Raw genomic sequence first — 11,924 nt, 5'->3', positions numbered from 1 at the left:
AATCAATGAAGAATGGAGCATTAAGAAGAGAAAAGTGTAATGGTAATTCTTAATTTATGATTCTTTATTGAATGTTAATTCTCCTTTATAATCCGGTTAAGGTCTTCATTGACCATTTTCTGGATTCTTTCCAGCGCCTCTTCGGTCTTTGCCTCAAAGCGCAGAACAAGTATGGGTCCTGTGTTCGAAGGTCTTACAAGCCCCCAACCGTCATCGAGTACCAACCTTACACCATCTATATCGATAATTTTAAACTTACTTCTATAATATTCAGTCAGTTTTTTAACTACGTCGAACTTTATTTCATCCGGACAGTTTATCCGTATCTCGGGTGTTGAGTACAGCTTCGGAAGGTCTTTTAGAAACTCGGAAACAGGCCTCCCATCTCTTTCCATGATCTCAAGGAACCGCAGAGATGCGTAAATGGCATCATCGTATCCGAAAAATCTGTCAGCGAAAAACATATGCCCGCTCATCTCGCCGCCGAGAACGGCATTAACTTCCTTCATTTTCTTTTTTATCAATGAATGACCTGCCTTCCACATAATCGGAATGCCGCCATGCTTTTCAATATCTTCATAGAGGTTCTGCGAGCATTTTACCTCAGACACAAAGTAGGCGCCTTTTTTCTCCCTGAAAATATCTCTTGCAAAAATGATCATAAGATAATCGCCCCAGATAATGTTCCCTTCATTATCAATCACACCGATCCTGTCGGCGTCGCCGTCGTAGCCGATGCCGACATCGGCTTTTGTTTCAACGACCGTTTTTCTGAGGTCAACAAGATTTTTTTCAACTGTCGGGTCTGCAAAATGGTTCGGGAAATGCCCGTCCACATCACAATAAAGGTCTATTACTTCCTGCCCCATTTCCTTCAAAATAGGGAGAGCAACCACGCCTCCAACACCGTTTCCGGCATCTATTACCACTTTGAATTTTTTATTGAGTTTAATATTCCCACGCAAAAACGTGTAGTAATCATCAACGATATTTTTGTACTCTCTGAAGGAGCCTGTTCCGTGGACAAATCTCTCTTCTTCTATTATTTTTCTCAAATCCTGTATTTCATCACCGAAAAGAGTGGCTTTTCCAAAAGCTACTTTAAAGCCGTTGAATTCAGGCGGGTTGTGACTCCCCGTTACCATAATTCCGCCTTCCATCCCGAGATTAAAAAGAGAAAAATAAAACAAAGGGGTAGGCGCCTGCCCAAGGTCAACGACGTTCAGGCCGCTTTCAACCATGCCTTCAACAAGAAGATTTTTAAAATGTTCCGAGCTTAGTCTGCCATCCCTTGCCACAGATGCATTTATTTTACCGCGGTCGGACATGTATGTTGCCAGGGCTCTGCCGATATTTTTCACAACATCGTCAGTTAAGTCTTGCTCTACTGTGCCCCTTATATCATACTCTCTAAAAATCTCTTTATTCATGTTTCCCTCCCTTGATGGCTGCAGGTATTGTCCTTTTGCATTTTATGTTTTTCTTGGTTTTCTCTTGGTCGGTCAACGGCATGTTGGGAATTTTGATCTGCGGCGGTCTGCTTCGCCTTGCGATCCTCCGACGTACGTTCAGTACGTCTGCGGCCTGCAAATCTCGCAGCCCATCCACATCTGCAAAATTCCCAACATGCCGTCGCCCACTCAAACCGGATTTGCATATATGTTTATGCAAACCCGGAATAAAAAATACATTTTCAAATTTTATTTTGTACCTTTTTTGTACTGTTTATCCATTGCTCAACTTGATAACTTTTTAACAAACGCCTTATTATTAAAAGATAATATATTACTCTTTTATGCGTCTTAGTTCTATCGTTACTGCATTCTTTATATCCATACAACTGGCTTCAATAACGTCAGGGTCTCCCCATTCGACAGGGAAACCACCGCCAAACTGTAGCATAATAACATAGGGGAACAAATCATGATAGAAAAAACCGCACATATTGCCTGAGCGATGCCCGCTCAACTCAATTTTTTCCCCAACTTTATGCCCTGCATTGCAATATCCCTTTACTTCCTTTATTGTACCGACTACCCGGTAGCCTATTCCTTTTTCTTCTGACATGATTTTTACCTCCTCCTTATTTTATATCATAACATCTTGTATTTACAAAACATTACCATCATTATATCATGTAACTTTTGACAATACCTTTATTTATATGCAAGTTTATAAACTATGACATTTTGTTTTAATTAACAGCTACCACAAAAAAGCTCAATACGATGTTTGACGTACGTGAAAAACACCATTAAAAATGATACCAATAATTTTAATATTATTGGTATGTTAGTGGATGGAAAAACCGTGAGGGAAAAACTAATGATTTATACGCAACGTGTTGGAACCAGGGTCTTCTTCGCTAGCAAATGGTTAGTATAAAACAATACTCTAAGAATTTCCGTTAGTAATGCATCATGTTATCGGATTAGTTCATTCATTATTCCATACAGAACGGACTCATTCATCGAGTTCCTCCAAACACACCTGGAGCCCAACGGAGTAACGGTTGAAGTCGATCGACAACTCACTCTCATTTAAGTCAAACCGTAGATCGTCTTCGACTTCTTTCTCGATGCGTGTGTACTCGTCCCGTGAGAACGGCCGCTCCCCTGGGTGGCGGATGCATATTTCTGCAACAGTTGGCGCCCAGAGACGACCCGCAGCGACCTGGTCCGCCAAGTCTATTTCGCGCAGCTCATCGACGAGGAGCCAGCGCGTGTTGCCTTCATAATCAAAAAAGAGAACCATATAGCGGCAGGGGGAGGCTTCGGCATCGTAAGTCTGCTTGCCGATCATAGGCGCGAAATCAGCCGTTTCGTTGAGCAATGCAAAGGACATTGCGACCGAGACAAGCTGGATGTTCTCACGGACCGCACGCTGTGCTTGCCGTATCGTTGCATGGTCGTCGTGCTCAAGGGATAGAGTCCTCGCGGCAGCATGATAACCATCGAGACGGGCGGCAGCTCGGTAGCTCTTTGCCCAGCGTTGGAAAGCGCCCTTGGAAATTTCTTTTCCTGTGGTTACCACAGCATCTTCGGTATTATTTCGAACAGGCTTTCTTCTTATTTTCATAGACCCTCGTCAACCGAATCTCCGCATGTGATCCGGTACTCATTTCCTTTTCCAACCGAAATTATTAATGACCTTCGTGGCTTCTGCAACTTTATCTTTGCTTTGTTGCCATAGCTCCTCTATAACTTCCTTTATTTCATCGGAATCGCCTAAATCTCGAACTTTGTGAGAGCGGGAATAGACTCGTGTATATCTTGCATCTTCACGATAAGATTTTTCAGTTGTCCTAAATCCAGCTTTAGCAAACGCCTTCACCAACTGTTGACGGAATGTTCCGTCGGTCATTGGGCCTACCTCCAAAATGATACTTACCTTTTGAGCTTGTTGATATCTGACAAACCAGAGTGAAACTGGATAAGGGGATCGCCAACCCACGACAGGTTCGTATTCGTGCATTGCGCGCGCCCATTCTTTCGGAACGAACCACAACTCCCCCGGTGCGCTGTATGTTTGTTTAAATTTGCTATGGTTCTTTGTGATAAAGCCATCAGCAGCCTCTCCAAACCCCGTGGTGGCACCATACTGGACAATCAGATCTATGGCGCCTTTATGCTTCCGGTAAATTGATTTACATAAATCCTCAAGCTCTTTGTCTTGCATGGTTTCTCTCCTTAAAATGTTCAGGTAATGGCGGAGGAACGTTTGTGCATCCTCAGGTATGCGGCTCCGGTTCTGCTCCGCTACCTTTCCTGCCGCTTTATAGAGCGCAACATAGCTCCAGGGAATATAATACGATTCTTTAGCTGCCGTTGAGGGTTCGTCACCGTCGAGGGTAAGGATCACTGGGATAATTACATCAACGTCCGGGAAGGTCTTCCTGACGCGCTCTTTATACTTGACGAGTTGACCCTTGGATTCCTTGGTCCGTATCTTCTTCTCAATCAGTAGAATGAGGCGGTTTTCCTTGCTATAGATGAGCAGATCGATGTTGCTCCACTCACGCCGCACTTCCACATCAGAGAAATTCATTAATTCCACTTTGGCCGGGGACAAACCGAAGTCGGCCTGCTCATTATCGAGCAATAGCGTTGAGATAAATCGTCTCACAAAGGTATCGAGCAGACCGTGGCTTTCTCTCGGGTTTAGAAGCCAGGCCAAAACATTACTGTGCCGTATTTCTGCCTGTTCGATGCGAAGCACTTGAAGGATATTGAATTCACTCAGTTTTGCTGACAACTCCTCCAATTCACTATTGCCGACAAGGAATTCGGCCAGGCTGCGGTGTTTCAAATCATTCATGCTTTCGTTTGATTCAGTCATTATGGAACCTCAACATGAAAAATGTATTTACTATAAGTGGCATTCTATCTAATACTATTCGGGCCAACATAGGTTGTCAAGAATTATACGACCTTCAACTGGCAATCTTAATGATAAATGTTGAAATTCAATATTCTCGGGACTAAAGAAATAGAGATACGATCTATTACTGACTGAAATATAGCATACATATCGTAATTACGACAAACTCTCAACTTCAAGAAGCTGTACGTGGTTCAGTGAGTATAAATCATTTGTTTTTCCCTCACCATTTTTGTGTCGTGTAAGTATCTGATATTATGGGTTATTAAAATAAGTTTTTGATGTGGGTTTTTCCCTCATCAACACTTGCTCTCTTCAATTGTGACGCTGATTGCCAGGCGTATCTGTCCCCACAAACTGACCATTTCTACGATGAGGTTTTTTACGCAGAGAATATTGGTTGCCACTCGATATGATTTATTTCAGGCAAAACTTTGCTGCATACAGTTGTTGTTACTGCAGCTTTATGGAAATAAGATGGATTTATATCAAATCAACACAGGTAAAAAATAATAGAGATTAAAAAGCTTAGTGATGATAAAATATTACACTGAACCTTTCTATAGTCCTTATTGAGGATTTATAGTGGTGAATTAAACTGAAAATACTTTGGAGGTAAGGATTATGATTTTTCATGTCATGCTTGAGCACGCCGAAGATGGCTGGATTGTTGCCGAATGTCCTGCGCTTCCTGGTTGTGTCTCTCAGGGAAAAGATGAAGAAGAAGCGCTTGAGAATATTAAGGAAGCTATCACTGCCTGGTTATGGGCTGAAGACCAAAAGGCAATGGAAGGACTCTCTTGCAAACCTGATTATCAACCCATTGTTGTTGCGGTGTAACCGTGGGTAAATTAGGAAATATTTCCGGTAAAGAAGCGGTTAAAGCATTTCAGAAAGATGGTTGGCAAACTATTGGTCAGGTTGGGAGTCATGTGGTAATGGTTAAACCTGATGTCCGTGTTAATCTGTCCATACCTCAACATAAGGAATTGTCCACTGGTACGCTTCGTGCATTGATCCGGAATGCCGGTTTAACTGTAGAGCGGTTTTTAGAATTACTATAGCGGGAAACATCCCCCGCTGTTTACTCCACAAACGCTGCGCCGACAATACCGGCATCTTCACCGAGTTTCGCTTTCTCTATCTTTAAGCCGGCAAGGGATGCCTGCATTGTCCTTTTCTCCATCGCAGCCTTTACATCCTCAATGAAATATTTTGACCCATATACAACCCCGCCGCCAAGTATTACAACCTCAGGATTTAAAAGATTTACAAGGCTTGCCAGGGCAGCGCCCGCATATTCAATAACTTCTCCCCATGTTCTTCTGCAAAGAGTATCTCCAAGCAGATATGCTTCTTCGATATGGCCTGTATGGAGCGAGCCGATGTTGCATTCTATTATGTCCCATAGTTTCCCTCGATATCCCTCCTCAACTTCAGTCCTTACTCTTTCTATTATATATGAGCCTCCGCAGTATGCCTCAAAACAGCCTTTGTTTCCGCAATGGCATTTGTAACCGTAGGGATTGACTATAATGTGTCCCACCTCGCCTCCGACATGAGAAAATCCCCTGTAGATTTTCTTATCTACAATGATTCCGCCGCCAATGCCGGTTCCAAAAGACACCCCGATCACATCATCGGGAACTTCTTTCAATCCGAATTTCCATTCACCGTATACTGCTGCATTTACATCATTCTCAATAAAAGTATCTATACCGCACATTTTTTCAATGTCGCCTCTTAAAGACACATTGTGCCAATCAAGATTCGGTGAAAACAGAACATTTTTAGTAGTTTTATCAATTTGTCCGGCACAGGCTATGCCCACCCTTTTCACCTCTTCTGTTTTAATATTGCCTTCCTTAACAATTGTCCTTATTAATCCGGCAATGTTGTCCCTGACTGCCGCGTAACCCTTTTCGCTCTCAGCAGGAATCTTCTTCTTGCAGGTAACCCGTCCTGATTCGTCAACCAGACCGGCTATAATTTTTGTGCCGCCAATATCAATACCGATACGCATATTAAACCTCAGTGAATAGTCGTTAGTGAACAGTGAATAGTAAAAATCAAACCCGTAACTCATTAATCTCAGTGAATAGTTGTTAGTGTATGGTTTAACCCCGCTTAATGCGGGACATAGTAAAAAACAAAATCAGAACCAAACCGTAAACTCCTTCGTTTCCCGGTTTTTTCACTATTCACTGTTCACTAACGACTATTCACTTTTTTTATCATCTCTTTCATCATCTGCGCATTCTTTACTGCCTTGCCCAGATGACAGTTGTTGAAGAATACAAAGGTATTCCCTGCTTTGCTGGAAATATCCATTATCGGATCAACGAATTTTTCAAGTTCCTTCTCCGAGTAAAGATAATCGTATCTAACATTTACCGGTTCGTTAAACCATGCCTTGTTCCTTCCATGAAACCGGAAATATCCTGTATCTGACGTAAGGACAGGGTAAAATGGTAATAGGCCCTTCAGCCTGGGTTCGTCAACAATGCAACAGCCGAAAGACAATTCTTTAAGAATATCAAGATATCCATTATCAAACCATTTTGCATTCCTGAATTCTACCATTGATTCAAAATTTTCAAACTCTTGCCTAAGCATCTTCAAATAGTCTATGTTTTTACTGTCAGGCAGAAACGTATAAGGAAACTGAAAAAGAAGCGCCTTCAGACTGTCACCCAGAGGACTTACCCCGTCCTTAAAAAGTGTGCACTGCTCTTTGGGGCTTCCGGTCCTTTCATGGGTCAGGCCCTTATAGGCTTTTACCACAAAAGAAAAATCCCTTGATGTTTTCATCGAAAAAGACTCCATAGTCTTCTTTGAAGGCATCGAATAGTATGTGTAATTGACTTCGAGTGCCCTGAAGCCTAATGTTTTTTCATAATATGGCAGCATTTCATGCTTTTTTATATGTGCAGGATATACCTCTCCCACCCAGTCATCAAAGGAAAAACCGCTTGTACCTATAAGTATATCGCCCATAATAAAGCCTTGTTCATGGTTCACATTTCACGGTTCACAGCCTCTGCCTCTTTATCCTTTTACCTTTTCATGTTTACGTTTTAATTTGACATATTTTGCCAATATCTAAATAATATATATGAACATTTCAAATCTCAAGGTAAAAAGGAGCGGCCATGGAAAAACAGTATGTAATCGACGAATTCACGTTAAGAGATACGTGGAGGCTGTTCCATATTATGTCTGAATTTGTTGAAGGGTTTGAAAACCTTTCCGATATACACCCTGCTGTGAGCATATTCGGCAGCGCACGGTGTCAAAAAGGCGAAGCTCTTTATGAACAAACGTTTAAGTTGTCGAAGATGCTTGGAAAAAACGGTTTTAATATTATTACCGGCGGCGGCGGCGGCGTAATGGAGGCTGCGAACAAAGGCGCAAAAGAGGCAGGGGTAAAATCAGTGGGCATAAACATTGAACTTCCCTTTGAGCAGAAACCGAATCCATACTCAACACTCAGATTAAGCTACCGGTATTTTTTTGTACGGAAGGTCATGTTTATAAGATACGCCATGGCGTACATTATCATGCCCGGAGGGTTCGGAACGCTGGATGAGTGTTTTGAAGCCATTACCCTTATCCAGACAAAGAAGGTAAAACCATTTCCTGTTATACTTGTGGATTCCTCATATTGGAAGGGGCTTATGGATTGGATTAATGGTACCCTTCTGTCTCAGGGCAAAATCTCCAAAGAAGATCTGAATATATTCAGGATCATGGATGATCCTGAAGAGATTACCGAGTACATAAAAAAATTCGTTATTTTATAATAGATGGTTCCTTGAATATTCCAACTATTTGGATAGGTTAACAATGGTCCAATAAAGACCTTTTACTACCTCTGCCATTTTGTTGAAATCAAGCGTATCAATCGTGTCCGTGGTTTCATGATAATTACGGTTCCTGTAGAATGCAGTGTCGGTAATCATCAGCGCCTTATAATGAAAACGCCAGAAGCTCTGATGGTCTGAAAAATCAATACCAGGGAGAAAGGACGGTGCGGCTATGGACTCTACTGGCATGTTAGCTGCTTCCGAAATATTTTTTCTTACGCTCTCAACGAAGTCTCCCTGCCCCCATTTTCCGACTACTGAAATAAAGTTGCCAATGTCAGGATAAAACCATTTAAGGAAAAATACCGGATATTTCTGGGATTTGGGTGTATCGGAGAAATATCCGATCATCTCAAGCGATATCATTGCACGGACCTGAACACCCGCATTTGCAAGTGATTCTGCGTGCACGTAGCTTCCCATATGGCGGGTACGGAACAATTTCGGTTCTTCAAGGGTGTAGGCCACAAAATCAATACGGTATTTAAGAGAAGGTTTCAGACTATTTACAAGACGGCTGAGTTCCAGAAGTCCTGCAACCCCGCTTGCGTTGTCGTCTGCGCCCGGCTGATTTCCATGAACATCATAGTGTGCTCCCACTACAATTCTCTCCCCGTCCTCAGGGCCGAAGGAACAAATCACATTTTTATACTCGTTCTTATCATAAACAAATGACTGTATCCGGGTAGTACAACCGGTTTTATTGAATTCCTTGAGGATATACTCAGCGCTTTTATTAAGGGATTTGATGTTCTTATAATTTCTGGGCGGATCTATTGTTGTAAGTGCTTCCACGTCCTGCCTCATTTGTTTTATGTTAACAGGTATGTTTATTGACTTTGATTGACTGTTTGCAGAAAAACCATTGTCAACAGTGAAAAACATAAGTAGGATTATTAAAGCACAAGTGTACTTTGTATACCCGATGAAGCAGAAACTTTTATTCTTCTTTGGTAAATTTGCGGTATTTTTCATGCGTCCTGTAGATGCATTGCTCGGGTCAGCGGATCAGCCTTATCATATATTTCTCGACAAAATGGTGCGGATAATAGGAAAGCTTGGCCTCACGCAGGCCTTGCAACCCCAGATCCTGTTCCCTGTTAATGTAAGGCACATTCTCCCATGCCTTTTCGCAGAACTGTTGATTTACAATCTGATACAATCCCGGTATATCCGGATCGGCCTTTTCTATATGCACAACTGCTGTTTCATCATTCAGCAATTCGCCTATTGTAAAGGCCATAACCTTTTTTTCAACCATAACCACCCCGCCCTTCAGCTCAAGGGCGCTGTAATTATGCAGCACTTCACGGACAGCCTCCCATTCGCTGGAAAGGTTCAGGTCTTCTTCGCAGCGCTTTAACAGGCACCATTTTTCCTGAAGCTTAAGGCATTCGTCTATATGATGTTGGTCCAGAGCCTCATATTCAAAATTATATGAACGAAATAACTGGTTTATATGATTTCTTTTTGAACGGTATTTGTTTCCGGCAAGTGCCACAAGATCATCTCTCAGGTAAACATAATCAAAATGTTCCCTGGCAGGCTCAATTATAAGGTGTTTCAAACCGTTGAGCTCTGAGGCAAGTAATTCATCTGCCCGTTCGATACGGGGATCAGAAGCGTTCTTTTCCTTTGAGAGCCATTCAAGGAGGACAAAGGCAGCTTCACGTCGTGATGCCGGCCCCATTGGTTCCATAGCATAAAAACTATCATTGCTGTCCCGGCATATTATCATTAACCAGTCCTTATAGCATGACCACTGAAAGCGGTATAGAGAGCGCCATATAAAAAGGTTTGTAAAAGTCCACTCAGAAACACGAGGTTGACATTGTTTTAATATATTTTTGAATATGTCACGATCTTGTAAATCAATCGGTTTGAAATCAGGGAATTCAGGTATTTTTGACATGTTAACCGAATCTGTACTGAATTCCGAATTCCCCTCTTGGATATGTCCAGTCAATAGCCCCTTCGATGCATGCTACCCTGCACGTCCCGCATTCGAGGCAGCCTGCGTATTCCACAACTATCTCATCAGTTTCTTCGTTATATGTATAAAGATGCCCCGGACAGATATACAGGCAATATTTTGCTTTGCATTTACTTCTGCATATATCATGATTTATTTTTATGTGGCTGTCCCTGCTGTCTGTTTTGAATGCATCAAGGGCAAGTTTTTCATCAACTTTCATTACGTGGCACCTATATATTTTTCATTCTGTAAAGTATTTTTAATCCTTTCATGCTCAATGCGCCTGAATTTTTCAGTCCTTCCCATATGGTCTTGCTTAACTTTTCCTTTGGTTCCCTGCCGAACCACATTGCCTTTTCAACAAGCCCAGGGAAAAGATTCGGATAATATGAGAAAAAATCATCATTATCGAGAAATTCAGGCATCTCCTTGTAATTATAAAGATCTTTCAAGACAAAACTATCTTTCAGTCTATCTTCATAATAGGAAAGTGTTTTTGCCGAATAGTCATCCGATGACTTTGCCTTGATGATTGTTTCCGCCGCAATTATACCTGATGCTATAGCAAACTCCATACCTCTCACTGTTACGCCCATATTCAAGGCAAAACCTGCTGCATCGCCGGTTACCAGAATGTTGTTTCCGTAAAGTTTCGATATGCCGTTGTAGCCTGATTCCGGGATTATATGGGCAGCATATTCTGCAAGCGTGCCTCCATCAATAAGCCTCTTAATCTCATATCTTTCTTTAAAAGCATCTATCAATGTATGCGCTTCTATGGTGGGGGACTTTTCCATAAGAGCCCTTATTCCAACCACTATGCCCAATGAGATTGTCTCTCTATTCGTGTACAGAAATCCGCCGCCGAACATCCCTTTTGTAACATCACCCACAAAAAGCTGTGCAACACCTTCGTCTTTATCCACATTAAATCTGTCGTTTATCTTCTCTTCGGAAAGCTCAATCACTTCTTTAATACCTACGGCATAACTTTTCGGCTTCATTTTAGGCCTGAGCCCGGCCTGTTCAGCCATGAATGAAAGAGCGCCGTCTGCTGCAACCACTACGTTTGCGTATATCTCCTCTTTGCCCGCTTTTATACCAGCCACATTTTCGCCTTCCCATAACAGGGAGTCCACCCTGTATTTTGGTATGACAAAAACGCCTTTCTCCATCAGTCTGTCTGCCAGCCACCTGTCAAAATGTGCCCTTAAAATTGTATAGCTGTGAGCTTCCTGCCTGAATTTATCTCCGGTAAAGTCTACTCCGATGGAATTTGTTTCTCCCAGCAGGCTCCACCTTTCCCTGACGACCTTTCTCTCAAAGGGAGCGCCATCAAACATGGTTCCTGTAAGTTCACCGATTTGTTCGAGATAAAGCCTTCCGCCTGTTACGTTCTTGCTGCCGGGGAAATCCCCCCTCTCAACAACTATTACCTGCATATTCTGTTCAGCAAGCATATACGCACAGGCAAGCCCTGAAAGACCCCCACCGACAATGACTACATCAATCTTTTCCATAATTAATTCATTATTAAACTATTTTTCTTTAATAATCAACTTTGATTTGATTAAGTTTTCCGGTTTTTTTTATTGGATATTTTTATCCTTCAACATCTTTTTTTATTAATCTTTTGTTTCTACGAGACAAAGCCAGGAAACTTCAGTCAAAAATCTTCTTGACAAATATTTTCAACACATGTA

13 protein-coding genes are annotated in these 11,924 nt (G+C 42.0%); 3 read left to right on the top strand and 10 right to left on the bottom strand.

Features of this window, described 5'->3' with window-relative positions:
- Window positions 1-74: 74 nt before the first annotated feature.
- The 4 genes from NT010_09345 to NT010_09330 all read right to left on the bottom strand — a co-directional run bounded on the left by NT010_09345 (window position 75) and on the right by NT010_09330 (window position 4,338).
- Window positions 75-1,430 (bottom strand): phosphomannomutase/phosphoglucomutase, encoded by a 1,356-nt coding sequence (locus NT010_09345; protein MCX5806252.1) that lies wholly within the window; start codon window positions 1,428-1,430, stop codon window positions 75-77.
- Window positions 1,431-1,785: 355 nt separating this feature from the next.
- Window positions 1,786-2,067, bottom strand: a complete 282-nt coding sequence (locus tag NT010_09340; GenBank protein ID MCX5806251.1) for a TIGR04076 family protein — start codon at window positions 2,065-2,067, stop codon at window positions 1,786-1,788.
- 396 nt (window positions 2,068-2,463) lie between these two features.
- Window positions 2,464-3,078, bottom strand: a complete 615-nt coding sequence (locus NT010_09335) for a hypothetical protein (GenBank protein MCX5806250.1) — start codon at window positions 3,076-3,078, stop codon at window positions 2,464-2,466.
- Between the two features lie 39 nt (window positions 3,079-3,117).
- Window positions 3,118-4,338, bottom strand: a complete 1,221-nt coding sequence (locus tag NT010_09330) for a PD-(D/E)XK nuclease family protein (protein MCX5806249.1) — start codon at window positions 4,336-4,338, stop codon at window positions 3,118-3,120.
- Between the two features lie 666 nt (window positions 4,339-5,004).
- Between NT010_09330 and NT010_09325 the strand changes: the two genes are divergently transcribed.
- Both NT010_09325 and NT010_09320 read left to right on the top strand, forming a co-directional pair.
- A complete protein-coding gene (locus tag NT010_09325) occupies window positions 5,005-5,220 on the top strand; it encodes a type II toxin-antitoxin system HicB family antitoxin (GenBank protein ID MCX5806248.1) in 216 nt (71 codons plus the stop codon).
- A 2-nt stretch (window positions 5,221-5,222) separates the two neighbouring features.
- The gene (locus NT010_09320; protein ID MCX5806247.1) at window positions 5,223-5,444 is read left to right on the top strand and encodes a type II toxin-antitoxin system HicA family toxin; all 222 of its coding nucleotides are present in this window, start codon (window positions 5,223-5,225) and stop codon (window positions 5,442-5,444) included.
- 20 nt (window positions 5,445-5,464) lie between these two features.
- Here the strand turns inward: NT010_09320 and NT010_09315 are convergent, their stop codons facing one another.
- On the bottom strand, window positions 5,465-6,403 hold the full coding sequence (locus NT010_09315) for an ROK family protein (protein ID MCX5806246.1): 939 nt from the start codon (window positions 6,401-6,403) through the stop codon (window positions 5,465-5,467).
- Window positions 6,404-6,591: 188 nt separating this feature from the next.
- A complete protein-coding gene (locus NT010_09310; protein MCX5806245.1) occupies window positions 6,592-7,401 on the bottom strand; it encodes a DUF72 domain-containing protein in 810 nt (269 codons plus the stop codon).
- A 131-nt stretch (window positions 7,402-7,532) separates the two neighbouring features.
- On the opposite strand from NT010_09310, the gene NT010_09305 reads away from it, so the two are divergent.
- Window positions 7,533-8,183 (top strand): TIGR00730 family Rossman fold protein, encoded by a 651-nt coding sequence (locus NT010_09305; GenBank protein MCX5806244.1) that lies wholly within the window; start codon window positions 7,533-7,535, stop codon window positions 8,181-8,183.
- A 24-nt stretch (window positions 8,184-8,207) separates the two neighbouring features.
- Here the strand turns inward: NT010_09305 and NT010_09300 are convergent, their stop codons facing one another.
- From NT010_09300 to NT010_09285, 4 genes are read right to left on the bottom strand one after another with little or no spacing between them, the layout of a single operon-like run.
- The gene (locus tag NT010_09300; GenBank protein ID MCX5806243.1) at window positions 8,208-9,221 is read right to left on the bottom strand and encodes a M28 family peptidase; all 1,014 of its coding nucleotides are present in this window, start codon (window positions 9,219-9,221) and stop codon (window positions 8,208-8,210) included.
- A 25-nt stretch (window positions 9,222-9,246) separates the two neighbouring features.
- Window positions 9,247-10,158 carry a phosphatidylglycerol lysyltransferase domain-containing protein gene (locus NT010_09295; protein ID MCX5806242.1) on the bottom strand — a complete coding sequence of 304 codons (912 nt, stop codon included), beginning with the start codon at window positions 10,156-10,158 and terminating at the stop codon, window positions 9,247-9,249.
- Between the two features lies 1 nt (window position 10,159).
- The gene (locus NT010_09290) at window positions 10,160-10,441 is read right to left on the bottom strand and encodes a 4Fe-4S dicluster domain-containing protein (protein ID MCX5806241.1); all 282 of its coding nucleotides are present in this window, start codon (window positions 10,439-10,441) and stop codon (window positions 10,160-10,162) included.
- Between the two features lie 10 nt (window positions 10,442-10,451).
- Entirely contained in the window at window positions 10,452-11,741 is a 1,290-nt protein-coding gene (locus tag NT010_09285; GenBank protein ID MCX5806240.1) for an FAD-dependent oxidoreductase, read from the bottom strand.
- Window positions 11,742-11,924 lie beyond the last annotated feature (183 nt).

The sequence above is a fragment of the Pseudomonadota bacterium genome (genome assembly GCA_026388275.1).
GTDB lineage: Bacteria > Desulfobacterota > Syntrophorhabdia > Syntrophorhabdales > Syntrophorhabdaceae > JAPLKB01.
Note: the sequence above shows the minus strand (reverse complement) of the source record. Positions and strands in the feature narration are given on the sequence as shown.

Coding starts and splice junctions, on each gene's coding strand:
- NT010_09285 (MCX5806240.1), bottom strand. CDS start 11,741: ATGGAAAAGATTGATGTAGTCATTGTCGGTGGGGGTCTTTCAGGGCTT.
- NT010_09290 (MCX5806241.1), bottom strand. CDS start 10,441: ATGAAAGTTGATGAAAAACTTGCCCTTGATGCATTCAAAACAGACAGC.
- NT010_09315 (MCX5806246.1), bottom strand. CDS start 6,403: ATGCGTATCGGTATTGATATTGGCGGCACAAAAATTATAGCCGGTCTG.
- NT010_09345 (MCX5806252.1), bottom strand. CDS start 1,430: ATGAATAAAGAGATTTTTAGAGAGTATGATATAAGGGGCACAGTAGAG.
- NT010_09340 (MCX5806251.1), bottom strand. CDS start 2,067: ATGTCAGAAGAAAAAGGAATAGGCTACCGGGTAGTCGGTACAATAAAG.
- NT010_09330 (MCX5806249.1), bottom strand. CDS start 4,338: ATGACTGAATCAAACGAAAGCATGAATGATTTGAAACACCGCAGCCTG.
- NT010_09305 (MCX5806244.1), top strand. CDS start 7,533: ATGGAAAAACAGTATGTAATCGACGAATTCACGTTAAGAGATACGTGG.
- NT010_09300 (MCX5806243.1), bottom strand. CDS start 9,221: ATGAAAAATACCGCAAATTTACCAAAGAAGAATAAAAGTTTCTGCTTC.
- NT010_09335 (MCX5806250.1), bottom strand. CDS start 3,078: ATGAAAATAAGAAGAAAGCCTGTTCGAAATAATACCGAAGATGCTGTG.
- NT010_09295 (MCX5806242.1), bottom strand. CDS start 10,158: ATGTCAAAAATACCTGAATTCCCTGATTTCAAACCGATTGATTTACAA.
- NT010_09325 (MCX5806248.1), top strand. CDS start 5,005: ATGATTTTTCATGTCATGCTTGAGCACGCCGAAGATGGCTGGATTGTT.